21 protein-coding genes are annotated in these 24397 nt (G+C 63.4%); 4 read left to right on the top strand and 17 right to left on the bottom strand.

All coding sequences use genetic code 11. The annotated features are described in order from the left end of the window. The first annotated feature begins 169 nt into the window (after positions 1-169). From HXS65_RS01465 to HXS65_RS01455, 3 genes are all read left to right on the top strand, one after another. Positions 170-1231: an agmatine/peptidylarginine deiminase gene (locus tag HXS65_RS01465; protein ID WP_176492936.1), complete on the top strand. Its 1062-nt coding sequence runs from the start codon at positions 170-172 to the stop codon at positions 1229-1231. After that, positions 1231-2151: a carbon-nitrogen hydrolase gene (locus tag HXS65_RS01460; protein ID WP_176492935.1), complete on the top strand. Its 921-nt coding sequence runs from the start codon at positions 1231-1233 to the stop codon at positions 2149-2151. The genes HXS65_RS01465 and HXS65_RS01460 overlap by 1 nt, the downstream gene beginning before the upstream one ends. Positions 2152-2353: 202 nt before the next feature. Next, entirely contained in the window at positions 2354-3223 is an 870-nt protein-coding gene (locus HXS65_RS01455) for a DNA replication terminus site-binding protein (protein WP_176492934.1), read from the top strand. A gap of 49 nt (positions 3224-3272) precedes the next feature. Here the strand turns inward: HXS65_RS01455 and HXS65_RS01450 are convergent, their stop codons facing one another. From HXS65_RS01450 to HXS65_RS01400, 11 genes are all read right to left on the bottom strand, one after another. Next, positions 3273-3638: a YrhK family protein gene (locus HXS65_RS01450; RefSeq protein ID WP_084209146.1), complete on the bottom strand. Its 366-nt coding sequence runs from the start codon at positions 3636-3638 to the stop codon at positions 3273-3275. Positions 3639-3754: 116 nt separating this feature from the next. Beyond that, positions 3755-5146: a Si-specific NAD(P)(+) transhydrogenase gene (gene sthA, locus HXS65_RS01445; protein ID WP_077372019.1), complete on the bottom strand. Its 1392-nt coding sequence runs from the start codon at positions 5144-5146 to the stop codon at positions 3755-3757. A gap of 131 nt (positions 5147-5277) precedes the next feature. Further along, positions 5278-5529, bottom strand: coding sequence for a (Na+)-NQR maturation NqrM (gene nqrM / locus HXS65_RS01440; protein ID WP_077372016.1), 252 nt, complete (start codon positions 5527-5529; stop codon positions 5278-5280). Positions 5530-5712: 183 nt separating this feature from the next. Continuing rightward, positions 5713-6786: an FAD:protein FMN transferase gene (locus HXS65_RS01435; protein ID WP_240499576.1), complete on the bottom strand. Its 1074-nt coding sequence runs from the start codon at positions 6784-6786 to the stop codon at positions 5713-5715. A gap of 3 nt (positions 6787-6789) precedes the next feature. After that, a complete protein-coding gene (gene nqrF, locus HXS65_RS01430) occupies positions 6790-8022 on the bottom strand; it encodes an NADH:ubiquinone reductase (Na(+)-transporting) subunit F (RefSeq protein ID WP_077372013.1) in 1233 nt (410 codons plus the stop codon). 25 nt (positions 8023-8047) lie between these two features. After that, positions 8048-8668, bottom strand: coding sequence for an NADH:ubiquinone reductase (Na(+)-transporting) subunit E (nqrE, locus tag HXS65_RS01425; protein ID WP_077372011.1), 621 nt, complete (start codon positions 8666-8668; stop codon positions 8048-8050). Position 8669: 1 nt separating this feature from the next. After that, on the bottom strand, positions 8670-9338 hold the full coding sequence (locus tag HXS65_RS01420; RefSeq protein WP_077372008.1) for an NADH:ubiquinone reductase (Na(+)-transporting) subunit D: 669 nt from the start codon (positions 9336-9338) through the stop codon (positions 8670-8672). Between the two features lie 2 nt (positions 9339-9340). Then, on the bottom strand, positions 9341-10123 hold the full coding sequence (locus HXS65_RS01415) for a Na(+)-translocating NADH-quinone reductase subunit C (RefSeq protein WP_077372005.1): 783 nt from the start codon (positions 10121-10123) through the stop codon (positions 9341-9343). A gap of 1 nt (position 10124) precedes the next feature. After that, a complete protein-coding gene (locus tag HXS65_RS01410; RefSeq protein WP_077372002.1) occupies positions 10125-11357 on the bottom strand; it encodes an NADH:ubiquinone reductase (Na(+)-transporting) subunit B in 1233 nt (410 codons plus the stop codon). Then, complete coding sequence (locus HXS65_RS01405) at positions 11357-12706, bottom strand: Na(+)-translocating NADH-quinone reductase subunit A (protein WP_084209148.1); 1350 nt, start codon at positions 12704-12706, stop codon at positions 11357-11359. Before HXS65_RS01405 ends, HXS65_RS01410 begins: the two co-directional genes overlap by 1 nt. 341 nt (positions 12707-13047) lie before the next feature. Continuing rightward, positions 13048-14496 (bottom strand): glyceraldehyde-3-phosphate dehydrogenase, encoded by a 1449-nt coding sequence (locus HXS65_RS01400; RefSeq protein ID WP_077371996.1) that lies wholly within the window; start codon positions 14494-14496, stop codon positions 13048-13050. 548 nt (positions 14497-15044) lie between these two features. Here HXS65_RS01400 and mfd point away from each other — a divergent pair. Next, positions 15045-18572 (top strand): transcription-repair coupling factor, encoded by a 3528-nt coding sequence (mfd, locus tag HXS65_RS01395; protein WP_176492933.1) that lies wholly within the window; start codon positions 15045-15047, stop codon positions 18570-18572. A gap of 115 nt (positions 18573-18687) precedes the next feature. Here the strand turns inward: mfd and HXS65_RS01390 are convergent, their stop codons facing one another. From HXS65_RS01390 to HXS65_RS01365, 6 genes are all read right to left on the bottom strand, one after another. Further along, positions 18688-19425 carry an S-methyl-5'-thioinosine phosphorylase gene (locus HXS65_RS01390; RefSeq protein WP_176492932.1) on the bottom strand — a complete coding sequence of 246 codons (738 nt, stop codon included), beginning with the start codon at positions 19423-19425 and terminating at the stop codon, positions 18688-18690. A 251-nt stretch (positions 19426-19676) separates the two neighbouring features. After that, positions 19677-20258, bottom strand: coding sequence for a hypoxanthine-guanine phosphoribosyltransferase (locus tag HXS65_RS01385; protein WP_077371987.1), 582 nt, complete (start codon positions 20256-20258; stop codon positions 19677-19679). Further along, the gene (locus HXS65_RS01380) at positions 20239-21630 is read right to left on the bottom strand and encodes a mechanosensitive ion channel family protein (RefSeq protein ID WP_240499577.1); all 1392 of its coding nucleotides are present in this window, start codon (positions 21628-21630) and stop codon (positions 20239-20241) included. The genes HXS65_RS01385 and HXS65_RS01380 overlap by 20 nt, the downstream gene beginning before the upstream one ends. Before the next feature lie 47 nt (positions 21631-21677). After that, positions 21678-22772, bottom strand: coding sequence for a beta-N-acetylhexosaminidase (nagZ, locus tag HXS65_RS01375; protein ID WP_084209151.1), 1095 nt, complete (start codon positions 22770-22772; stop codon positions 21678-21680). Between the two features lie 202 nt (positions 22773-22974). Next, entirely contained in the window at positions 22975-23517 is a 543-nt protein-coding gene (locus HXS65_RS01370) for a L,D-transpeptidase (protein ID WP_176492931.1), read from the bottom strand. After that, positions 23517-24194 carry a TetR/AcrR family transcriptional regulator gene (locus HXS65_RS01365; protein ID WP_077371978.1) on the bottom strand — a complete coding sequence of 226 codons (678 nt, stop codon included), beginning with the start codon at positions 24192-24194 and terminating at the stop codon, positions 23517-23519. Before HXS65_RS01365 ends, HXS65_RS01370 begins: the two co-directional genes overlap by 1 nt. Positions 24195-24397 lie beyond the last annotated feature (203 nt).

Here is a 24397-nt window from a genome sequence, read left to right as displayed (position 1 = left end):
CGCGCCCAGTTTGCCAGCCCTCGCATGAGAACAGCATGAACCGCCAGTCTCGAGTGTCTGGCCATATGACGCACGCAGGGGCTAGCGTCGACGCATGGCTCTGCTATCATCGCGCGCCGAGTCCGCGGTATCGCGGCATTACCGTCACTTCTTCATCAGGGAGATGCCCATGGCCACCCGTCTGCTTGCCGAATGGCACCCGCAGGATGCCATCCAGCTCAGCTGGCCCAGCCCCCACAGCGACTGGAACGAGATGCTCGAGAGCATCGAAGCCACCTGCGAGGCCATGGTGATCGCCATCAGCCGGTATCAGCACGTGCTGATCAGCGTCAGTGACGAGGCCACCCGCGAGCGCCTCACGTCACGCTTCGCCGGTTTCGGCGTGCCGGCCGAGCGTCTGCATCTGCATGTGGCGCCGCTGGATGACACCTGGACGCGTGACCACGGCCCCATCACCGTCGAACGTGATGGCCAGCCGGTACTGCTCGACTACACCTTCACCGGCTGGGGCGGCAAGTTCGAAGCCGCCCGTGACAACGCCCTGACCCGAGCGCTGGCCGCTCAAGGGGTCTATGCAAGCCCGGTGGAAAGTCGCGATTTCATTCTGGAAGGCGGCGGCATCGAGACGGATGGCCTGGGGACGCTGTTGACCACCGAGGCCTGCCTGCTCAACGACAATCGCAATGCCGGGCTGAGCCGCGAGCAGGTCGAGGCACAGCTCACGGCTGATTTCGGTGTCTCACGCATCCTGTGGCTGGCCAATGGCCATCTGGAAGGCGATGACACTGACAGTCATGTCGACACCCTGGCGCGCTTCTGCGACCCGCGTACCATCGCCTACGTGCGTTGCGATGATCGCGACGACCCGCACTACCCGGCGCTCAAGGCGATGGAAGCCGAGCTGGAAGGCATGCTGGATGCCAATGGCGATCCGTACTTCCTGGTACCGCTGCCATGGCCAGAGGCCTGCTTCGATCCCGAAGACGGCCATCGCCTGCCGGCGACCTATGCCAACTTCCTGATCATCAACGGCGCGGTGCTGGTGCCGACCTATGCCGATCGTCACGACATGATCGCGCTCAAGGCCCTGGCGGGCGCCTTCCCGGGACGTGACATCATCCCGGTCGACTGCCGCGCCGTGATTCGCCAGCATGGCAGTCTGCACTGCATGACCATGCAACTGCCCAAGGGCACCCTGGCCACCTCGAACCTCACTCAAGGAGCACTGTGATGACCACTTCCCGCCGTACACTCAAGGTCGGTGTCGTCCAGCAGCAGGGCTGGCCCGACAAGGATACGAGCCTGGCGGCCAGCGAGGCGGCCATCCGCCGCCTGGCAGCCGGCGGTGCTGAGCTGGTGATGCTGCAGGAGCTGCATGCCAGCCACTATTTCTGCCAGACGGAAGACACCGCGATCTTCGATCTCGCCGAACCCCTCGAAGGCCCGACCACCCAGCGCCTGGCCAGTCTGGCCGCTGAACTCGGTCTGGTCATCGTCGGCTCCATCTTCGAGCGCCGCGCGGCGGGCGTATATCACAATACCGCCGTGGTGCTCGACAAGGCCGATGGCCTGGTCGGCACCTTCCGCAAGATGCACATCCCGGATGATCCCGGCTTCTACGAGAAGTTCTACTTCACGCCGGGTGATGCGCCCAGCGCTCAGTCGCCGCGCCGCGGTTTCGAGCCCATCGATACCTCGGTGGGCCGCCTGGGCGTGCAGGTCTGCTGGGATCAGTGGTACCCGGAAGGCGCGCGGCTGATGGCACTGGCCGGTGCCGAGATGCTGCTCTATCCCACCGCCATCGGCTGGGACCCGCGCGATGATGCGGCCGAGCAGACGCGCCAGAAGGATGCCTGGACCCTGATCCAGCGCAGCCACGGCGTCGCCAATGGCGTGCCGGTGATCGTCGCCAATCGGGTCGGCCATGAAGCGGACCCGACGCCTGCCAGCGAAGGCATCCAGTTCTGGGGGGGCAGCTTCGTGTGCGGACCCCAGGGCGAGCTGCTGGCGCATGGCGGCACCGAGCCCGAGGAGTTGCTGGTCGAGGTGGATCTGGCGCGTGGCGAGGACGTGCGCCGCATCTGGCCCTATCTGCGTGACCGCCGCATCGATGCCTATGGCGATCTCACCGAACGCTATCGCGATCGCTAGACGCAAGGTCGCGATCAGCTCCTGAGGAAGCCGCGTGTTTCTTGACGACGCTTCCCGCCCGGGAGATGCCAGCCATGCCACGAGGCGCCCTGCGGGGCGCCTCGTGTCGTATCCGCACGCTTGTCTTTCCCGCCAGGCTGCGCTAAACAGGATAACGCGATAAAAAGAGTGTATCCCTCAAGCGCCAACCAGGACGCGGACCATGCCCGAATATCAGCTGATGGCCAGAATAGAGGCGGCCTTCGATGAACAGATCAGCGCAGCCGAACAGGTCATCACTGCCGTCGCGGAGGAGAATTCGCCGCTGTGGCGGCTGGATGGCGGCCATGCCGATCTCGATTGGCTACGGCTCGCGCTGCAGGATGTGTGGTATCAGGATGGGCAGGATGGGCGTGTCACCCGCCCCTATCTGGGCGTGGTGGCGGCAGGCCCGCAGGTGATCCAGGCAGTCTGCACCCTCAATCTGGCCAAGGAGCATCTGGCGGGACTGTTTGCCGAACTGCGTGAGGCGTATCCCGATCAACTCGCGGAGCTCAAGGCCATCCTGCCCTTCCGCCACCCTGGCCTCAACCAGCACCTGAAGGGCGATGGCCTCGCTCGTCTGCATCTGAAGCAATGCTGGCGGCGCGTACCGGTCGCGGAAGCAGCGGTGGCGCGAGTGCGTTTCGCCTGGTACAGCTCCGGACGCTCCATTCAGCGCGTCAGTGTGCCGGAGTGCGAGGCGATGCTGATGAAACTGGATACCGAGGCCGATCACGTGCGCCTGCAGCTCAGACTGCTGGCGGGCCTGCCCTCTGACGAGATACTGGCACGCATCCAGCCTCAGGCGCCGCTGATGCGCGCCAATCTCTTCTATCGTGAGCCGGTCTTGCGCGAGGATGGCGAGCTGCGCACTCGCCGCGCGATGAACGTCTCGCTACCGCTGTTCCTGCCCCACGATGACCTGCGCCTTCCGGCGCTCAACCAACCCTCACCGACCCCGCCCGCACAGCGCACACGCGCCAGACGCGGAGATGTGCGCATCGAGGACACGCCCTTTCTCAAGAGCCTGCGCGTGCATCGCTATCGCTGATCTCTAGAGCCGGAGAGCCAGTGAGACAGAGAGACTGTGAAGTCGCCTGCTAGAGATCCAGCCCTGATTCCGGCAGGCGCTTGAGGTGCATGCGGCGCGCCAGGCGGATCAACGGCTTGAGCGTCAGCTGCAGCGAGCCGATCACGAACAGCCAGATCCCCAGCGTCATCCACTCATCCCAGAAGAAGCACACGCTGCCGATGGTGAACAACAGGCCCAGCACCAGCTCGTTGATGATGCTGGCCAGCTCGTAACGGCGGTGGATGACCAGCTCCTCATGCCCCAGCCTCAGGGTCAGGTCCGTGGTCGGATCATCCTGCAGCGCCCTGCGTGAATGATTGCTTGTCTGCCGAGTGTCGCTTGTCTGCGAGCTGTTTTCCTGCGTGCCGCTTTCCCCGCAATCATGCTGCTGCATGCGTCATTGCCCTCAAGGTTCGTCAATGGAAAGGTCCCTGCGAGAGCCCCGGATACGACAAGGCCTCGACACCAGAGATGTCGAGGCCTTGTGAACCGCTTTCAAGCGCAGCGTAATCAGAACAGACGATTCAGCCCGTTCATGGCAGCGACCCGATAGGCTTCCGCCATGGTCGGGTAGTTGAAGGTGGTGTTGACGAAGTACTTGAGCGTATTCGCCTCACCTTGCTGCTGCATGATGGCCTGGCCGATGTGCACGATCTCGGATGCCTGATCACCGAAGCAGTGGATGCCGAGGATTTCCAGCGTGTCGCGATGGAACAGGATCTTGAGCATGCCAACGGTGTCGCCGGTGATCTGGGCGCGTGCGGTGTCCTTGAAGAAGGCCTGCCCCACTTCGTAGGGAATGCGCGCTTCGGTCAGTTCGCTCTCGCCACGCCCCACCGAGCTGATCTCGGGGATGGTGTAGATGCCGGTCGGCACCTCATTGACGAACTTGAACTCCTCGCCCAGCAGATTGGCCGAGGCGAAGCGGCCCTGATCATAGGCAGCAGAGGCCAGGCTCGGCCAGCCGATGACATCGCCCACGGCATAGACGTGGTCCAGCTCGGTGCGGTACTGATCATCGACCGTCAGCTGACCACGGCCATTGGCCTGCAGACCGATGTTCTCGAGGCCGAGGCTGTCGGTGTTGCCGGTGCGCCCATTGGCCCACAGGAAGGCGTCCGCACGCAGCTTCTTGCCGGACTTGAGGTGCACGACCACACCGGACTCATCGCCCTCGATGCGCTCGTATTCCTCATTGTGGCGCACCAGCACGCCGTTGTTGCGCAGGTGGTAGGACAGCGCGTCGGAAATCTCGTTGTCCAGGAATGACAACAGACGATCACGGGTATCGATCAGGTCCACCTTGACGCCCAGCCCCGAGAAGATGGAAGCGTACTCGGACCCGATGACACCGGCACCGTAGATGATCAACGTGCGCGGCGTGTGCGACAGACCCAGGATGGTATCGGAGCAATAGATACGCGGGTGGCGGAAATTGACGTCTGCCGGGCGGTAGGGGCGCGACCCGGTGGCGATCACGACCTTCTCCGCGTGCAGCTCCTCGGTCCCTTCATGGGCATCACGCACCAGCACGGTGTGCTCGTCCTTGAAGCGCGCGGTACCGAAGAACACGTCGATGCGATTGCGAGCATAGAAGCGCGTGCGCATCTCGACCTGCTGCTCGATGGTACGACGCGAACGTTCCAGCACCTTGGGGAAGGAGAACCAGCGCGGCTCACCGATGTCGCGGAACATGCGATTGGTGTTGAACTCGATGATCTGCTTGACCGCGTGACGCAGGGCCTTGGAGGGGATGGTGCCCTTGTGGGTGCAGTTGCCGCCCACGGAGGACTGGGCCTCGATCACGGCCACTCGCTTGCCATGCTTGGCCGCATTGACCGCAGCGCTCTCCCCTGCCGGACCGGTACCGATCACGACCACATCGTAGTTGTAGACTGCCATGAGACTCGCTTTGCTCCTTGGTTGTTCGTAGTCCGGCCCTGACACGCCACACTCTGCTCAGGGAGAGAATGGCATGCCAGGGCCGGCGGCTGGCCTTGCGGCCGGCGGGCTCTGAGTCATCAGAGCAGAAATCAGCGACGCGGGGCTTCGTAGGCCAGATCACTGGCCGGCTTGCCGCCGCTCTCGGCCATCAGACGCTGGCGCTCCTGCTCCTTCTCGCACTCGTCATCCTTGCCGCCACAGATATCACAGCCATCCTTGAGCCCGAGGTTGTTGAGGCCGCCGCAGGAGCCGGCGATCGGCTTGCGCCCCATCAACACCCCGACAGCCATCGCGCCGATCAACAGCAGCATGGCGGCGAACACCAGTAACCAGATAGTCATGTCATTTCTCCCGGGGCATGGCCCCATGTTGGCCCACTGTGACCGACCCGACTCGACCGCCACATCGGTACCCGCCCTGACGGGAGGGTGCCGATGCATCGTGAGTGGCAGGCCCGGTCAGGGGCGTGTCACGACAGGTGGCAGCGGATCACGTCCTCCCCGTCTGCCTGACGGCAGACAGGCTCAGACGCTGGATTCCCCTGCGGGCTTCGTGTCGCCTGTCGCCGGCGCGTCCTTCAGATAGGGCGCGAATGCCGGACTCCAGGACTGCTTGAAGCCATCATCCGTTTTGACAATGAAATAGGCGGCAATGTTCTCGCGTCTTGCGATGGCCATTGCCTTCTCGGCGCCAAGTACGTTGAGTGCCGTGGCCCAGGCGTCCGCACTCGCACAATCTGGCGTGATGACCGTCACCGATGCCAGGGAGTGCTGAATGGGACGACCGGTACGCGGATCGATCGTGTGTGAGTAACGTACGCCGTCCTGCTCGAAATAGTTGCGGTAGTCACCGGAAGTCGCCACGGCAGCATTGCCAGGGTCGATGATCCGCTGCACGGAACGCTCGAAGGACTTCGGCGCTTCGATGGCGATACGCCACGGCTTGTGGCCGGGCTTCTCACCCTTGACGCGGATCTCGCCACCGACCTCGACCAGATAGTTCTCGATGCCATTGGCCTCGAGCACATCGGCGACTCGATCCACCCCATAGCCCTTGGCGATCCCCGACAGGTCGGCATACACCGGCTTGCGCTTGATCACCGTATTGCCATCGAGCTCCAGCGCCAGATGATCGACCTTCTCGAGCGCCTGCGCGATCTGTGCATCACTCGGTGCCTTGTCGAGACGCTCATCCGGGCCAAAGCCCCACAGATTGACGGCCGGGCCGACGGTGATGTCAAAGGCACCCTCGGAGCGCCTGCCGATATCCTGCGATTCGGCCAGCACCTGCGCCAGGCCATCCGACAGCGTGATCGGCGTATCCAGCGGTGCCTGATTGAGCTTCGAGAGCTCCGAGGTGTCCTTGTAGGTCGACATCTGCCAGTCGACCTTGTCCAGCGCCTCGACGCTCGCCTGCTTGAGTGACGCCACCTCATCGACATCCAGATCCCCTGCCACCGTGACATGGAATCCGGTGCCGAAGATGGGACCGGCAAAGCGATGCAACTCAGGGTTGCTGGAATTTTCACAGCCTGCAACCAGCAGGGCCAGCCCCATGAGGGCCGGCCCTGCCAGTCGTCTTGCGACGCGTGACATCATCGATCAACCACCGAAGTCATCGAGCAGGATGTTCTCCGGCTCCACACCCATGTCGGTCAGCATCTTGACGACGGCGGCGTTCATCATGGGCGGCCCGCACATGTAGTACTCGCAGTCCTCAGGGGCCGGGTGGTCCTTGAGGTAGTTTTCGTACAGGACGTTGTGGATGAAGCCCGTCGGGCCTTCCCAGTTGTCCTCAGGCTGCGGATCAGACAGCGCCAGGTGCCACTCGAAGTTCTCGTTCTCTTCGGCCAGCTGGTCGTATTCCTCGTTGTAGAACGACTCGCGCATTGAGCGCGCACCGTACCAGAACGACATCTTGCGCTTGGAATTCAGACGCTTGAGCTGATCGAAGATATGGCTGCGCATCGGCGCCATGCCGGCACCGCCACCGATGAAGACCATCTCGGCGTCGGTATCCTTGGCGAAGAACTCACCGAACGGCCCCATCACGGTCACCTTGTCACCCGGCTTCAGCGAGAAGACATAGGTGGACATCAGCCCCGGCGGATGCTGGGAATTCGGCGGCGGAGTGGCGATACGGATGTTGAACTTCAGGATGCCGTACTCTTCCGGATAGTTCGCCATGGAGTAGGCGCGGATGACCGGCTCTTCGTTCTTGTGCTGAACGTTGAACAGACCGAACTTCTCCCAGTCACCACGATACTCTTCTTCGATATCGAAGTCGGAGAACTTGATGTCGTAGGCCGGCGCTTCCAGCTGCACGTAACCGCCGGCGCGGAAGTTGACTTCCTCACCTTCCGGCAGCTGCAGGTTCAGCTCCTTGATGAAGGTCGCGACGTTCGGGTTGGCGGTCACGGTGGTTTCCCACTTCTTCACACCGAAGATCTCTTCCGGCACTTCGATCTTCATGTCCTGCTTGACCGGGACCTGGCATGACAGGCGCCAGCCTTCCTTCTTCTCACCCATGGTGAAGTGGGATTCCTCGGTGGGCAGGATGGAGCCGCCGCCCTCCTCGATCCGACACTTGCACTGGGCACAGGAACCACCGCCACCACAGGCGGAGGACAGGAAGATGCCATTGGCCGCCAGGGTCTGCAGCAGCTTGCCGCCGGCCTGGGTGGTCAGGGTGTTGGCGGGGTCGCCATTGATCTCGATCTGGACGTCACCGCTCGAGACCAGCTTGCTGCGTGCCGCGAGAATCACGAGCACCAGGCCGATCACGACCACGGTGAACATGACGACGCCGAGCACGATGATGGAGGTATCTACCATTTCGATTTCCTTATGCTCGGTTGCGTTACAGCTGGACGCCGGAGAAGGACATGAAGCCCAGCGACATCAGGCCAACGGTAATGAAGGTAATGCCGAGACCCTGCAGGCCAGCCGGCACGTCAGAGTACTTGAGCTTCTCGCGGATACCGGCCAGTGCGGCGATCGCCAGTGCCCAGCCGAAGCCGGCACCCACGCCATAGATCACGGACTCGCCGAAGCTGTAGTCACGCTGCACCATGAACAGGGCCGCACCGAGAATCGCGCAGTTGACCGTGATCAGCGGCAGGAACACGCCCAGCGCGTTGTAGAGCGCCGGCACGAACTTGTCGAGGAACATCTCGAGGATCTGGACGATCGCCGCGATGACGCCGATGTAGGACAGGTAACCCAGGAAGGACAGGTCGATGCTTTCCGCACCTTCCAGACCGGTCCAGGTCAGCGCGCCTTCACGCAGCAGGTAGTTCAGGATCAGGTTGTTGACCGGGACGGTCACCGCCAGCACGACGATGACGGCCACGCCCAGGCCGATCGCGGACTGGATCTTCTTGGACACCGCCAGGAAGGTGCACATGCCCAGGAAGAAGGCCAGCGCCATGTTCTCGACGAACACGGCCTTGATGAACAGGCTCAGGTAGTGTTCGAACATGTTACACGGCCTCCTTGATCTTGGTGTTGGCGGTAATCTTGTACTCCGCCTTCTCGACCTGCTCCGGATAGACGCTGCGCAGCACCCAGATGAACAGACCGATGACGAAGAACGCGGACGGCGGCAGCAGCATCAGACCATTCGGGATGTACCAGCCACCGTCGTTGACGGTCTGCAGGATGGTCACGCCGAACAGGGAGCCGGAACCGAACAGCTCACGCACGAAGCCGACCACCAGCAGGATCACGGTGTAGCCGAGACCGTTGCCGATACCGTCGATGAAGCTCATCGCCGGGCCATTCTGCATGGCGTAGGCTTCCGCGCGGCCCATCACGATGCAGTTGGTGATGATCAGACCGACGAAGACCGACAGCTGCTTGGAGGTCTCGAAGGCGAAGGCCTTGAGCGACTGATCGACCACGATGACCAGCGAGGCGATGATCGTCATCTGCACGATGATGCGGATGGACGACGGGATGTGATTGCGGATCAACGAGATGAACAGACTGGAGAACGCCGTCACCAGTGACACCGCGATCCCCATGATCAGGGCGGTGTTCATCGAGTTGGTCACCGCCAGCGCGGAGCAGATACCGAGGATCTGCAGCGCGATGGGGTTGTTCTTGAAGATCGGCGTCGTCAGGACACCTTTAGGAGTTTCGGCTGCCATCATTACGCTCCTTTGACGTCGCGGAACTGGGTCAGGTACTTGGCGAAGCCATTCTCACCCATCCAGAACTGCAGCAGGTTGGTCACGCCGTTGCTGGTGAGGGTAGCACCTGACAGGGCATCAACCTGGTACTTGGCATCCGGAGATGACGGATTGACACCGCCCTTCTTCAGGTGCACTTCCGGGTCCATGCTGTCTTCGGGATAGATCTTCTTGCCATCCCACTGGGCCTTCCACTTCGGGTTGTCGACTTCGCCGCCCAGCCCCGGAGTTTCCCCCTGCTGATAGAAGGACAGACCCACCACGGTGTTGCCGTCACCCTTGAGTGCCAGGTAGCCGTACATCATCGACCACAGGCCGTTGCCACGCACCGGGACGATGATCTCGTCCGGCTGCTCGACATCACCGACCAGATAGACCACCGAGTACTGCTCACGACGCTTGATGCCCGGCAGATCCTCATCACCGGACAGGGTACGTGAGGTGGCCGGGTCCTTGGACATCTTGGCCTGGTCGTACTTTTCCGGATCGATGTCGTCGACGTACTCACCGCTGTTCAGGTCGACGACCTTGGCGGTGACCTTGTCACGGAACTGCTGGCCGACATCCTCGCCCGGCTGCAGCAGCTCGGCGACCGCGAGGATGTTGCTCTTGCGGTCCAGCTCGGCATTGGTCATCTGCATCGGACGCAGCACGACCGCTGCGGTGGATACCACCACCGAGCAGACGATGCACAGCCCGAGCGCGACGCCGAGGGTCTTCTTGATGGAATTGTTGCTGGCCATGTCAGGCGGTCTCCTCGTTCGCGATGCCGGCAGCCTCGCGCTTGACGCGGCGCTTGATGTTGGCCTGCACGACGAAGTGGTCGATCAGCGGGGCGAACAGGTTGGCGAACAGGATCGCCAGCATGATGCCCTCCGGGAAGGCCGGGTTGGCGACACGGATCAACACGGTCATCACGCCGATCAGTGCACCGAAGATCAGCTTGCCCTTGTCGGTCATGGAAGCCGAGACCGGATCGGTGGCCATGAAGACCATGCCGAAGGCGAAGCCGCCGATGACCAGATGCCAGTACCACGGCATCGCGAACATGGCATTGGTGTCACTGCCGATGGCGTTGAACAGCGCCGAGGTCGCGACCATGCCCAGCAACACGCCCAGCATGATTCGCCAGGAGGCGATGCGCGTCCACAGCAGTACCGCCGCGCCGAGGAAGATGGCCAGCGTCGACACCTCACCCAACGAGCCCGGAATGAAGCCCAGGAAGGCATCGGTCCAGCTCATCTGCTGCATCAGGGCGCTCATGCCGTCCTGTGCCGCGGTGGACAGTGCGGTCGCACCGGTATAGCCGTCAGCCGGCACCCACACCGCGTCACCGGAAATGCTGGCCGGATAGGCGAAGTACAGGAAGGCACGACCGGACAGCGCCGGGTTGAGGAAGTTCTTGCCGGTACCGCCGAAGACTTCCTTGCCGATCACCACACCGAAGGTGATGCCGAGCGCGACCTGCCACAGCGGGATGGTGGCCGGCAGCGTCAGCGCGAACAGCACGGAGGTGACGAAGAAGCCTTCGTTGACCTCGTGACCGCGACGCATCGCGAACAGCACTTCCCAGAAGCCGCCGACCGCGAAGGTCACCAGATAGATGGGCAGGAAGTAGGTGGCCCCCAGGATGAAGTTGGCCCACACGCTGCCCGCATCATGGCTGCCCGCCAGCATCATGACGATGGCTTCACGCCAGCCGCCCAATGCACTGTAACCGCCAGCGATGGCCTCGTTGGCCTGCAGACCGGCGTTGTACATGCCGAAGAACATGGCCGGGAAGGTACACATCCAGACCGTGATCATGATGCGCTTCAGGTCGATACCATCACGCACGTGCGCGGTGGTACGCGTGACACTCGCCGGCGCATAGAAAATCGTGTCCACGGCTTCGTAGAGCGCGTAGAACTTCTCGTACTTGCCACCCTTGTGGAAGTGCGGCTCCAGGTTATCCAGAGTCTGTCGAATACCCATCATCAGACCTCTTTCTCGATCGTGGTGAGGTTGTCACGCAGGATGGGACCGTACTCGTACTTGCCCGGGCACACATAGGTGCACAGTGCGAGGTCCTCTTCATCAAGCTCCAGGCAGCCAAGCTGCATGCCGGTCTCGATATCACCCACGATCAGCGAGCGCAGCAGCTGCGTCGGCAGAATGTCCAGCGGCATGACCTTCTCGTACGCCCCCACCGGCACCATGGCACGCTCGGAGCCATTGGTGGAGGTGTTGGGGCGATAGTCACGCAGACCGGTCAGCTTCGACAGGTAGATACCCAGCACCGAGTGACGATTGGCACCGGTGGACAGCCAGCCCATGAAGGCACGCTTGTTGCCTTCTTCCAGCAGACTCACCTGAGTGTGATAGCGGCTGACGAAACGCAGCGCCCCTTCACAGGTCAGACCGGAGAACACGGAACCGGAGATCACACGGGTATCTTCCGGCTGCTCGACTTCCCCCTTGAGCAGTTCTTCAGTGCTCGCGCCCAGACGGGTACGCAGCAGGCGGGGCTTGGTCGCACGCGGGCCACCGACGGCGATGACACGCGTGGTGTCCAGACGCCCTTCCGCCAGCAGGGTACCGATGGCAACGACATCCTGATAACCGACATGCCAGACATGACGCTTCAGGCTGACCGGTGCGAGATGATGGATGTGCGTACCCGGCAGACCTGCCGGGTGCGGGCCCTTGAAGGACTCGCTGACCACGCCGGCCACATCGCCGCCCGGGATATCCGCGCCCGGTGCCTGGCACAGGAACACCTTGCCTTCGGTCAGACGCGTCAATGCGACGAGACCCTGACGGAACGCAACTTCCTGCCCCTTGAGCACCACGGCCGGATCTGCGGCCAGCGGGTGGGTATCGATGGCAGTGACGAAGATGGCTGCCGGGGTGGCATCCAGTGCCGGTACACGCGAGAACGGGCGGGTACGGAATGCCGTCCACAGACCGGAGTCGACCAGCTGGTCGACCACGACCTGACGCTCGAGACCGGCCAGCGCCGCCTCGCCATGCGCGGTGAATTCCACCGCTTCGCCCTGCGCATCGGTCTCGATGACCACGGACAGAAGCTTGCGCTTCTCGCCACGGTTGATCTCGACCACGGTCCCGGCAGCAGGCGCGGTGTAACGGACGCCCGGGGTCTTCTTGTCGGTGAACAGGAGTTGCCCCAGTTTCACCTTGTCCCCTTCACGGACTTCCATCGTCGGCTTCATGCCGACGTAGTCAACACCCAGGATCGCTACGCGACGAACGGGCTGCGCATCCTCGATACGCTGCTCCGGCGCCCCGGCGATGGGGAGATCCAGGCCACGTTTGACTTCGATCATAGACTCGCCCAATTGTCGGATCTGATGTTGTTCAGGAAAGATCACGCATCAATGACACGCCTCGAGGCCGACATACGGCCAGGCAACCTCGCGAGATTCGCGTTTCAGTTGATGTGAATGCTTTTCTTATCAGACGGTTGGAGGTGTAGCCCAGAGATTGGACCGGCCCAAAAAAATCCGCCTCATTATAAAGATGCGAGCCCCGAAAGACCATACGACACTAAAGTGGTGAGGGCATTCAACACGCCAACGCCCCTGCCATCGAGGACGGCAGGGGCGTTGTATTGACAGGCATTTTTTCCTGACCGTGCGTGAATCACGCCATGGCGCGACCCATTGCCTCAGCGAGTGGGGAAATAGCTGAAACGCACGTTGGACATGTGCTGCAGGATACGCACGACCTGGCAGCTGTAACCGAACTCGTTGTCATACCACACATACACGACGGCCTGCTTGTCGGTGACGATGGTCGCCTGACCATCGACGATGCCGGAATGACGGTTGCCGACGAAGTCGGAAGAGACCACCTCACAGGAATCGACGTAATCGATCTGCTTCTGCAGTGAAGAGTGCAGAGAGGCCGTGCGCAGGAAGTCATTCATGCGCTCGGCGTCACTTGCGGTGTCCAGCGTCAGATTGAGAATCGCCATCGAGACGTTGGGTGTCGGCACACGGATCGCGTTGCCGGTCAGCTTGCCGGAAAGCTCCGGCAGCGCCTTGGCGACGGCCTTGGCGGCACCGGTCTCGGTCAGCACCATGTTGAGTGCCGCCGCGCGACCGCGACGGTCCCCGCTGTGGAAGTTGTCGATCAGGTTCTGGTCGTTGGTATAGGAGTGGACCGTCTCCACATGCCCCTGACTGACGCCGTATTCGTCGTGCAGCACCTTCAACACCGGCACGATGGCGTTGGTGGTGCAGGACGCCGCGGAGATGATGCGATCATCGTCACGGATGTCGGTGTGGTTGACGCCATAGACGATGTTCTTCAGATCGCCCTTGCCCGGAGCGGTGAGCAGCACCTTGGCCACGCCCTTGCACTCGAGATGCTGCCCCAGGCCGGCCTCGTCGCGCCACTTGCCGGTATTGTCGACCACGATGGCATTGTCGATGCCGTGCGCGGTGTAATCGATCTCGGACGGCGAGTTCGCGTAGATGATCTTGATGTAGTTGCCATTGACGATCAGCGCCGAATTCTCCTGATCGACCGTGATGCTGCCCTCGAAGGGACCATGCACGGAATCACGACGCAGGAGGCTGGCCCGCTTCTCCAGATCCTCCTTGCTGCCACGCACCACGATGGCGCGCAGACGCAGCAGATTACCGCCACCGGCCTTCTCGATCATGATGCGCGCCAGCAGGCGGCCGATACGTCCGAAGCCATACAGGACGACATCCTTCGGGTCGCCGCCCATGCCGCCTTCGACGTAGCCACCGACGATCTCGGCAAGCTCGCGTTTGAGGAAGGCAGTGATGTCCGTCTCGTCGGAGCGCTTGAAGGCCACCGCCAGCTTGCCGATATCGACATGGGCCGGCCCGAGATTCAGCTCGATCATGGCTCGCACCAGCGGGAAGGTGTCCTCGACGGACAGCTCCACCCCTTCCGCCTTGCGCACCCAACGGTGGTTCTTGAGGATACGCACCATGGAGCGGTTGATCAGCGAACGCCCATAGATGGAGGGCACAACATTGAAGCGACGATAGAGGTCACCCAGCAGCGGGATCATCTGTTCGGCGAGGGCTTCATTGTCTTGCCACTGCTTGAAACAGGCTTCGAGATTCTCTTTGCTCACGGAGGAATTCCTATGACTGGCGAACGATAGGCGAACGCGGCAAGCGAGCTTGCAGCGTCGGACAAGGCCAGCTGAGTATGCGTAACGGGGGGCGGGGTCACAATGAAAGGATGGTCGCACGGAGGGTAGTAGTGCTACAGAATCAACGATTTGACTACAAGAGCCCTTCCTGAAGCACCGTCCGGATCCCGGGGAGGATCGCCGGACAAGCTCTTGCGAGATTCCTGGCCTCGCCACCGATGAAAAGGCCACGCCTCGCCCCCATGACAGGGAATGACTTGCTATCATCAGGCGCAGGGCATTGACGACACCGCCTCGGCAGCCCCGTCACGGCAAGGGGTTGGATCTGCGACCATCAGAGCGGGCCGTCAGAACGCCCCCTCCATGCTGGCTGCCACGAGGAGCGCCCTGCGCCGACCATTGCGCCTTCATCACCATCGCTCGCGCCGTCGCGGGCTTTCACCGTTTGGCGTGACTGGCGAGGAGCACCCCTCCCGCCGGTAAATCTTCCCGTGCGCCCAAGCCCAGGACATAAGACACCAGAGCCCATGTTCGAGACTCCGCTGACGCCCCCGTTGCCACGCTCTCCCCGTGAGACCACCTACTGGACGCTGCAGGATGGCAGCGCTGCCGCCCTGGCGCTGGCGCGCCTGGCGGACGCCGATGAAGCGCCACTGATGGTGATCACGCCGGACACCGCCAGCGCCCAGCGTCTGGAGGCGGACCTGCACTTCTATACCCGCCACCCGGAGCGCCTGCTGCCATTCCCTGACTGGGAGACACTGCCCTACGACAGTTTCTCGCCCCACCAGGACATCGTCTCGGAGCGCCTGCGCACGCTGCGCACCCTGCAGGCCAGCCGCCGCGCCATCGTGCCGGTGCCGGTCAACACCCTGATGCAGCGCCTGGCGCCGGCGGATTACATCGCCGGCCAGGTCTTCAGTCTCGCCAGGGGAGACACTCTCGACCGCGAGAATTTCCGCTCACGCCTCTCACGTGCCGGATACCGTGCGGTGGAGACCGTCTACGAGCCCGGAGAGTATGCGTTGCGCGGCGCGCTGATCGACCTGTTCCCGATGGGCAGTGAGCAACCGCTGCGAATCGATCTGTTCGATGACGAGATCGACACCCTGCGCGCCTTCGACCCCGACACCCAGCGCAGCGGCGACAAGGTCGAGGCGATCGAGATCCTGCCTGCCCACGAATATCCTCTGACGCGCAGCGCCATCGCCTGTTTCCGCGAGGGCTTCGAGACACTGTTCGATGTCGACCCCCGCCAGTGCATCCTCTACAACGATGCCATCAAGGGCATTCCCTCACCGGGGCTCGAGCAGTATCTGCCGCTGTTCTTCGAGGAGACCGCGACGCTGTTCGATCACATGGGCGACAACCTGCGGATCGCCATGCTGCCGGGAGCTCGCGAAGCGGCCGAACATCATTGGGACGCCATCACCACGCGCTACGCCAATCTCGGCGTGGACCCCACGCGCCCGCTGCTGCCGCCGCATCGCGCCTTCGTGCCGGTCAACGAACTGTTCGCGTTGATCAAGCAGCACGAGCGCATCGAACTGCTGCGCGAGCCCAATGCGCACACCATCGAATTCGGCCAGCAGGCGCTGCCCAGCCTCGCCATCGATGCACGCAGCGCCGACCCCACCCAGGCGCTGGCGAGCTTCCTCAAGCAGCGACTCAACGGCCAGAGCGCACAGCGCATCCTGTTCGTCGCCGAGACCCAGGGTCGCCGGGAAGTCGTCGAGGAGCAGCTCGCTCCGCTGCTGCGCAGCTTCGGGCTACGCAGCCTGGAGGACTTCGCGAGCTTCCAGCACTTCGTCGACAGTCCCGCCGCGGTCGGCCTGACCGTCGGGGGCCTGACGCGTGGTGCCTGGGTAGCGGGTGAGCAGGCCTCCCAGGCGCCCTCCCCCGAGCGCGCAGACGCCGCCAAGGGGCTGGTCATCGTCACCGAGACCGAGCTCTATGGCGAGGTAGTCCGCCAGAGCCGTCGTCAGGCGCGTGCCACCGATGACAACGAACTGGCCGTGCGTCATCTCTCGGAGCTGCGCGAAGGCGCACCGGTGGTACACCACACCCACGGGGTCGGTCGCTACCTGGGACTCGAGACCATCGATGCCGGCGGCCAGGAAGCCGAGTTCCTCGCCCTTGAATACGCCGACGGCGCCAAGCTCTATGTGCCGGTGGACAGCCTGCATCTGATCTCACGCTATTCCGGCGCCAGCGATGAACTGGCACCGCTGCACAAGCTGGGGTCCGAGCAGTGGGAGAAGGCCAAGCGCAAGGCGGCCGAGAAGATTCGCGACACCGCCGCCGAGCTGCTGGATGTCTATGCACGGCGCGAAGCGCGTGTCGGCCATGCCTGCGACTTCCCCGCCGAGGACTACGCCCGTTTCGCGGCCAGCTTCCCCTTCGAGGAAACACCGGACCAGGCGCAGACCATCGGCGCGGTGATCCAGGACATGTGCTCTCCTCAGCCGATGGATCGCGTGGTGTGCGGCGATGTCGGCTTCGGCAAGACCGAGGTCGCGATGCGCGCCGCCTTCCTGGCCGTCAACTCCGGACGCCAGGTGGTGGTGCTGGTACCCACCACCCTGCTGGCCCAGCAGCATTACGACAACTTCCGCGATCGCTTCGCCGACACCGCGGTGGAGATCGCCCTGCTGTCGCGCTTCACCAGCGGCAAGGGCCAGGAAGCGTCACTGGAGCGCATCCGCAAGGGGCAGGCGGATATCGTGATCGGCACCCACAAGCTGCTCTCCAAGTCGCTGGAATTGCCCAACATGGGACTGCTGGTCATCGATGAGGAGCACCGCTTCGGGGTCTCCCAGAAGGAGCGACTCAAGAGCCTGCGTGCCGAAGTGGACATCCTGACCCTGACCGCCACGCCGATTCCGCGCACGCTCAACATGGCGATGAGCGGCATTCGCGACCTGTCCATCATCGCCACGCCACCGGCGCGCCGCCTGTCGGTGAAGACCTTCGTCCAGCAGCGTAACGACGGCGTGATCAAGGAAGCCATCCTGCGTGAGCTGCTGCGCGGCGGACAGGTCTACGTGCTGCACAACGAGGTCAAGACCATCGAGGAAAGCGCGGCACGCATCGCGGAACTGGTGCCGGAGGCCATCGTCGGTGTCGCCCACGGGCAGCTGCCGGAGCGTAGCCTGGAGCGGCGCATGTCGGACTTCTACCACAAGCGCTTCAACGTGCTGGTCTGCTCGACCATCATCGAGACCGGCATCGACGTCCCGAGCGCCAACACCATCATCATCGAACGCGCCGACAAGTTCGGCCTCGCGCAGCTGCACCAGCTGCGTGGGCGCGTCGGGCGCTCGCATCACCAGGCCTACGCCTACCTGCTGACCCCGCACCCCAAGGCCATGACCCGCGATGCGGTCAAGCGTCTGGAGGCAATCAGCGAATCGCATGACCTGGGAGCCGGCTTCACCCTGGCCTCCCATGACATGGAGATCCGTGGCGCGGGCGAGCTGTTGGGTGATGAGCAGTCCGGCCAGATGGAAACCATCGGCTACTCGCTGTACATGGAGATGCTGGATCGCGCCGTGAAGGCCATCAAGGCCGGCAAGACGCCCAACATCGAATCGCCGCTGGATGAGGGCGTGGAAGTCGGACTCAATCTGCCGGCGCTGATTCCGGGTGACTACCTCCACGATGTCCAGCAGCGCCTGATGATGTACAAGCGCATCAGCAACGCCGAGAACGCCAGCGATCTCCGGGAATTGCAGGTCGAGATGATCGACCGCTTCGGCCTGTTGCCGGAGCCGGTCAAGACGCTGTTCCGCCAGACCCGGCTGCGCCAGAGCGCCCAGGCACTGGGCATCGTCAAGCTGGAAGCCGGTGCCGCACGCGGCCGCATCATCTTCGGCGCCCAGACGCCTGTCGATCCCTTGACGCTGGTGACACTCATCCAGCGCCAGCCCGATGTCTACAGGCTGGAAGGTGCCGACACGCTGCGCTTCACCACCGAGATGGAAGACGCCGAGGCGCGCTTCAGCTTCTGCGAATCCCTGCTTGAGCTGCTCAACGCCAAGACCCAGGCGGCCTGACGCCCCATTCACCTCTGTGCACGTGAAAATGCGCAGAACATGAAAACGGCCTGCATCGCTGATGCAGGCCGTTTTTCTGGCAGTCAGACCGCCTCACCTCCCAGGGACAAGCGCCTCACGCATGGCGTGCCAGCAGCGCCTCCAGCAAGCGCTGCACCTGCGGCATGCCTGCCTCGATCACCGACTCCGTACCGGCCCTCGTCGGCTCCTCCTCCCCGACCCCGGCCGCGTGACTGATCACCAGGCACAGGCTGGCGTACTCCATCTCGAGTTCCCGGGCCAGCACGGCCTCGGGCATCCCCGTCATGCCCACCAACGTATTGCCATCGCGCGCCATCAGACGAATCTCGGCCGCGGTTTCCAGTCTCGGCCCCTGCACCACGCCCAGCACTCCGCCTGCCTGGATCGTCAGTCCCGCGTCAGACGCCGCCGAATGCAGCTCCTCGCGCCAGACACGGTGATACGGCCAGGCGAATGCCACATGCTGGAACGGCTTGAAACGGCCATCGAAGAACGAGCCCTCGCGCCCCGTCGTGTAATCGATCAACTGATCCGGGACCACCAGCGTGCCCGGCGCAAGCGTCGGGTCGATACCTGACACGCAGTTGACGCCAACGACGTGAGTCGCCCCGGCCTGCTTGAGCGCCCACAGGTTGGCGCGATAATTGATTCGGTGCGGCGGCATCTTGTGGGGTTGACCATGCCGCGCCAGAAACAGGATCGACCTGCCGCCGAGCCGCCCCTGCACCACCCCGCAGGACGCCGCCCCCAAGGGAGTTTCCTGACCACCCCGCTTGAGCACCTCCAGCCCCGGCCAATGGCCGAACCCGGTCCCCCCGATGACTGCCAGCATCCCCTGTCTCCTCGCCACCCATGTGCAGGAATCTCTCAAGGGCCGAACGCTTCGCCCCTGAGCGAACGCTACTCCGAGCCAACCGACAACGACAAGCATAATCGTCACGCTCTGCACCAAGAGACGAGAAAAGGCCCCGAAAACGACACCACCCGCCGCGGTGGCCCGGGCGGGTGGTGATCACATGCAGGCGTGGCTGCGATGGTGAGACAGGACGGCAGCGCGACGAAACCGCCTCGTCTTCAGGAACGCTACAGCCCCTTGGGCGCGTAGATGCCCGGCGCGTTGCGCCAGTAGCCCTTGTAATCCATGCCGAAACCGAACAGGAAGCGGTCCTCGACATCCAGACCACAGAAGTCGGCCTTGAAACCCGGATAGGCCTTGCGATCGTGCTTCTTGTCCACCAGCACACAGCTGGACACGCTGCGCGCACCCGCTTCACGGCAGTACTCGATGATGGCCGCCAGGGTGCCACCCTCATCGAGGATGTCATCGACGATGACCACGTCACGACCGGCCATCGGCAGTTCCGGATTGACGCGCCAGAACAGCTCGCCGCCGCGCATGGCACCGCGGTAACGCGTCGCGTGCAGATAATCGACTTCCAGCGGGAACTTGAGTCGGGTCAACAGCTGACCTGCGGTAATCAGGCCGCCATTCATCACGCAGTAGAAGATCGGCATGCGATCACCAAGGCTGCGGGTCAACTCCCCGGCCATGCGATCGAGTGCGACCTCCAGCTCTGCCTGGGGAATCAGGCAGTCGGCGTTGTCCATCACGTCTCGCATTTCGGCATGCAGGGCGCTCAGGGAGTCAGGCGTCGGAGTCAGCATCGGGAGTTTCCTGGGTATCACTGGCCTCATCTCCACGTCGGGCGGACGTGGCAGAGGATGTAGCAGCGGAGGATGAAGCAGAACGGCGGGACCCGCTCTGCGCAGCGTGTGACGGCGAGGCTTCAGCGGCCTTGCCGTCCTGTTCGTCTTGCGGTCGGCGCGAGGACGACTCGCGATCAGCATTCGTGTCGCCTTGAGGAGCAGCGCCCTCGAGGGACAGCACGTCAGCGAAGTGCAGGCGCTGCCCCGGCAGGGCCACGCGTGCATCGTGCTCACGGATGATGTCATGGATGCGCAGCAGCACATCCTGCTTGATGGCGTGATACTTCACCCAGTCGGTGGTGCGCGTGAAGACGTACACGAAGAAGTCCAGCGAGTGTTCACCGTAGCTGTTGAAGTTCACGATCTGGGTCCGCGTCTGGTCGATCTCGTCATGCCCTTCCACCATCTCGCGGACCGCGGTGATGATGTCACCGACCCGGGTGGCATCTTCATAACGCAAGCCGATGGTCTCGAAGATGCGCCGGTTGTACATCCGTGACGGATTCTCCACCGCGATGCTGGTGAAGATGGCGTTGGGGATGTAGAGCGGACGCATGTCGAAGGTGCGGATGCGCGTCAGCCGCCAGCCGATGTCCTCGACGGTGCCCTCGATCTCGCGGTCCGGCGAGCGAATCCAGTCACCGACCTTGAATGGGCGGTCGAGATGGATCATCAGGGCACCGAAGAAGTTGGCCAGCAGATCACGCGCGGCGAAGCCCACCGCGATACCGCCGACCCCACCGAAGGCCATCACGCCGGACAGTGACACACCGAGATTCTGCAGGATGGCCAGACCCACCAGCACGATCACGACGGCACGCAGCAGTTTGCTGATCGCCGAGGCCGTGGTGGCATCCATCGCATTGACGTTGGTGCCGGGCGGTGGCGTGGTACGCAGCGACTCGAAGCGCTTGATCATGCGAATCAACGCCCAGGCCAGCGCCAGCAGGGTGATGATCTGGCGCACCGTGCCCAGATAGGCCTCCAGGCTGCCGGGCGCGAACTGATGGGCAAGAATATCCAGCGCGACCAGCGACCCCATGCTGTAGAGCCACAGAGACAGCGGATGGCGCAGCCCATGCAGCAGCGCGTCATCCCACAGGTTGCGACTCTTCTCGGCATGCACGGCCAGGCGACTGAGCAGAATGCGCTCGCTCAGATGCAGCACGACCACGGCCACCAGCACCAGGGCGAGGTTGATCCCCCAGAGTGGCAGACCGAAGGTCTGCTCCACCCAGTTGCGCAGCGGCTCGACCCAGTGATTGATCATCTCTTCGGCAGGCGCCGCCAGCTTGTCGGCAGCCGCCTCGGTGGCGGATTTCTCAGCCATGTGGAGTCCTTGGGTGACGTCTGGAGGAAAAGCCCCTCAAGGCTGGCTCATTCAGCCAAGCCCGATGGCATGGCCACCTGCTCGAGCGGCTGACTGGCCGCCAGCGCCTCGAGACGTGCATGGGTACGCCGCCAGCGAGACAGCCCCGCAAGGCCCTCGAGCGTGGGGCGGGCGCGCCCGTAGCGCAGACGCGCCTGACGCTTGCCGGCATTGCGCTGCTCATCCCCATCGAGGCTGTCGAGCACGGCACGTGCGGCGGCGGGATCATTGCACACCAGCGCCATGTCGCAGCCGGCATCCAGTGCCAGACGAGCGCGCACTTCCGGCTCGCCCTCGGCCACGGCAGCCGCCATGCCCAGGTCATCGGAGAAGATGGCGCCCTTGAAACCGAACTCCTCACGCAGCAGCCCCAGCCAGCTTGGCGAGAAGCCGGCGGGGCGCGCATCGAAATCGGGGTAGATGACATGAGCCGGCATCACGCCACCCAGGCGATCCGCCAGCGCCGCGAAGGGCTTGAGATCATGCTCGCGCAGCTCGCGGAAGGGGCGGGGGTCGATCACGCGCTCGCGGTGGGTATCCGCCGCGATGCCACCATGACCGGGATAATGCTTGCCGACCGCTGCCATGCCAGCTTCGCGCAGGCCCTCGATGAAGGCGGTACCGACGGCAATCACGTCCTCGGGAGTCGTCCCAAAGCTGCGGTCGCCGATGATGGTGGAACCCGCGACATCGATATCCAATACCGGCGCGAAGGTGATGTCGCAGCCAATGGCAGCCATCTCCATGCCCAGCAACCAGCCGGCGTCACGGGCAAACCCGAGCCCTGACGACTGGGCATCATCACCGCAGCCGTCACAGTCACGTCCCAGGCAGCAATGTGCCAGGGCGCGCATCGGCGGCAGGCGGGTCACGCCTTCGCGCAGCCGTTGCACCCGTCCGCCTTCCTGATCGATGGCGATCAACAGATGTGGATTGACGCGGCGGATCTCACCGCACAGCGCCAGCACCTGCTCGGGAGAAACACAGTTGCGCGCAAACAGGATGACGCCGCCGACGGCGGGGCGTGCCAGTAGTTCACGTTCGTCAGACGTGAGGGTATGCCCCTCGACGTCGAGCATTACGGAGCCCAATGGCTGTGTCATGACATCCTTCCTGTCCATGGCCTGCTGGCCGTGTCATGCGCTGCAAGGCATGGCACGCACGGCAGGGTTTCATGTCGTTACGGGGCTCGGCAGCCTGGAAGACAAGCCTCAGGACAGGCGGCCGGCGCGAGGAAAGGCGCAATTCTAGCCGACTGAGCGCGACTCGAACAGTCGCGAGCACCAGCCGCCAGGCAACGCAGCGTCAGGCGTGCAACAGCACTGGCGTTCCGGCCGGCGCATGCCAGTAAAGGCACAGCAGATCCTCATCGCGCAGACGAATGCACCCATGGGAGGCCGGGGTGCCCATCGGCTCGCTGGTCGGCGTGCCATGGAAGTAGATGTAGCGCCGCAGGCTGTCGACGCGCTGTCCCGCCGCGTTGCGGCCACGGTTGATACCGGGCTCGCGACCGCTGAGCCACAGGATACGCGTCAGGATCCAGTCGCGTTCGGGGTGCTCGGCGGCCAGTCGAGGCGTGAACACCTCTCCCGTGAAGCGCCGCCCACGATAGACGGCACCACGCGGATTGCCCTCCCCGATCGCGGCGCGAACCACATGCCAGCCGGTCGGCGTGCAACCGCTGCCATCGAGCTCGCCGATACCGTTGAGGCCGCTGGAGATCGCACAGGCATGCACCAGCGTGTCAGGGTCAGCCGCGGGGGGCGGCGCATCACGACTGCCACTGGGCGCGTCATTGCGTATCTCAAGACGCTGGCGCGAGAGATCCACCGCCACCCAGCAAGCCATCAGCTTGCCGCCTGGGTGACCGCTTCACCATCTCCGAGCGAGGCCGGCAGCGGAGCCGCCATCGCCGCCACCACCACCGGACGCATGTGCTGGATCAGCTCGCGCACACTGGTGTGATGGCCGTATTCGGCCTCTTCGATATCGCGCAGTGCGTCCAGTCCCGAGAAGGTGAAGATCACGCTGCCGAGCATGAAGTGCAGACGCCAGAAGCGCTCGTTGTCTGGCAGGTCCGGCGTCGCAAGCTTCAGGAGCTCGGCGAAGCGGCTGAAGACCGTGCCGTAATGCTCGCGGATGTAGCGACGCATGTGGCCCTGCCCCTGGGTATAGGCAAGCCCGAGCAGGCGCATGAAGGTACGCAGGCTGTTGCGTTCGGCCGGCACCTCCAGCACCGTGCGCGCCATCACTTCCAGCAGCGTTTCCAGCGGCACCTGACGACCGGCATGCTGCTGCTCGACACTGTCGAGTGCCGCATGGAAACGCTCGCTGAAGGGGTCGAGATAGCGGGCGAACACTGCCTGGATCAATGACTTCTTTGAGCCGAAGTGATAATTGACCGCCGCCAGGTTGACCTTGGCCTTGCTGGTGATATTGCGCAGCGAGGTTTCGGCGAAGCCTCGCTCGGCGAACAGGACCTCGGCGGTATCGAGGATACGGGTAACGGTATCGGTCTGGGCCATGGGCGGATGCCTTGTCAGGTGATCAGTCACGAGGGGGCACGGGAGTCCTTGTCCCCCCGGGAAACGGCAAGGCCGTGGCCCGGGGGCGACTCTTCTCATGCAGGTCAATCAAACGACATGTCGGTCTTCACGCACCGCGTGTCAGGCAGCGACTCCGAGGCGGAGGCTGCCACGAGCCGTGTCCCGAGCACAGGACAGACGCA

Origin of the sequence: Cobetia sp. 5-25-4-2, from assembly GCF_013374075.1 — a bacterium.
GTDB classification, from domain to species: domain Bacteria; phylum Pseudomonadota; class Gammaproteobacteria; order Pseudomonadales; family Halomonadaceae; genus Cobetia; species Cobetia marina.
The sequence above is the reverse complement of the archived record's forward strand: the minus strand, read 5'-3'. Positions and strand labels throughout refer to the sequence as shown.

Bases quoted from the DNA above. Each gene is read 5' to 3' on its own strand.
- HXS65_RS01385 (WP_077371987.1), bottom strand. From the start codon at position 20,258: ATGCTGACTCCGACGCCTGACTCCCTGAGCGCCCTGCATGCCGAAATG.
- sthA (WP_077372019.1), bottom strand. From the start codon at position 5,146: ATGGCAGTCTACAACTACGATGTGGTCGTGATCGGTACCGGTCCGGCA.
- HXS65_RS01450 (WP_084209146.1), bottom strand. From the start codon at position 3,638: ATGCAGCAGCATGATTGCGGGGAAAGCGGCACGCAGGAAAACAGCTCG.
- HXS65_RS01455 (WP_176492934.1), top strand. From the start codon at position 2,354: ATGCCCGAATATCAGCTGATGGCCAGAATAGAGGCGGCCTTCGATGAA.
- nqrF (WP_077372013.1), bottom strand. From the start codon at position 8,022: ATGGTAGATACCTCCATCATCGTGCTCGGCGTCGTCATGTTCACCGTG.
- HXS65_RS01460 (WP_176492935.1), top strand. From the start codon at position 1,231: ATGACCACTTCCCGCCGTACACTCAAGGTCGGTGTCGTCCAGCAGCAG.
- HXS65_RS01380 (WP_240499577.1), bottom strand. From the start codon at position 21,630: ATGGCTGAGAAATCCGCCACCGAGGCGGCTGCCGACAAGCTGGCGGCG.
- nqrM (WP_077372016.1), bottom strand. From the start codon at position 5,529: ATGACTATCTGGTTACTGGTGTTCGCCGCCATGCTGCTGTTGATCGGC.
- HXS65_RS01370 (WP_176492931.1), bottom strand. From the start codon at position 23,517: ATGGCTTGCTGGGTGGCGGTGGATCTCTCGCGCCAGCGTCTTGAGATA.
- nagZ (WP_084209151.1), bottom strand. From the start codon at position 22,772: ATGACACAGCCATTGGGCTCCGTAATGCTCGACGTCGAGGGGCATACC.
- nqrE (WP_077372011.1), bottom strand. From the start codon at position 8,668: ATGTTCGAACACTACCTGAGCCTGTTCATCAAGGCCGTGTTCGTCGAG.
- HXS65_RS01420 (WP_077372008.1), bottom strand. From the start codon at position 9,338: ATGGCAGCCGAAACTCCTAAAGGTGTCCTGACGACGCCGATCTTCAAG.
- HXS65_RS01410 (WP_077372002.1), bottom strand. From the start codon at position 11,357: ATGATGGGTATTCGACAGACTCTGGATAACCTGGAGCCGCACTTCCAC.
- HXS65_RS01465 (WP_176492936.1), top strand. From the start codon at position 170: ATGGCCACCCGTCTGCTTGCCGAATGGCACCCGCAGGATGCCATCCAG.
- HXS65_RS01365 (WP_077371978.1), bottom strand. From the start codon at position 24,194: ATGGCCCAGACCGATACCGTTACCCGTATCCTCGATACCGCCGAGGTC.
- HXS65_RS01390 (WP_176492932.1), bottom strand. From the start codon at position 19,425: ATGCTGGCAGTCATCGGGGGGACCGGGTTCGGCCATTGGCCGGGGCTG.
- HXS65_RS01405 (WP_084209148.1), bottom strand. From the start codon at position 12,706: ATGATCGAAGTCAAACGTGGCCTGGATCTCCCCATCGCCGGGGCGCCG.
- mfd (WP_176492933.1), top strand. From the start codon at position 15,045: ATGTTCGAGACTCCGCTGACGCCCCCGTTGCCACGCTCTCCCCGTGAG.
- HXS65_RS01415 (WP_077372005.1), bottom strand. From the start codon at position 10,123: ATGGCCAGCAACAATTCCATCAAGAAGACCCTCGGCGTCGCGCTCGGG.
- HXS65_RS01435 (WP_240499576.1), bottom strand. From the start codon at position 6,786: ATGATGTCACGCGTCGCAAGACGACTGGCAGGGCCGGCCCTCATGGGG.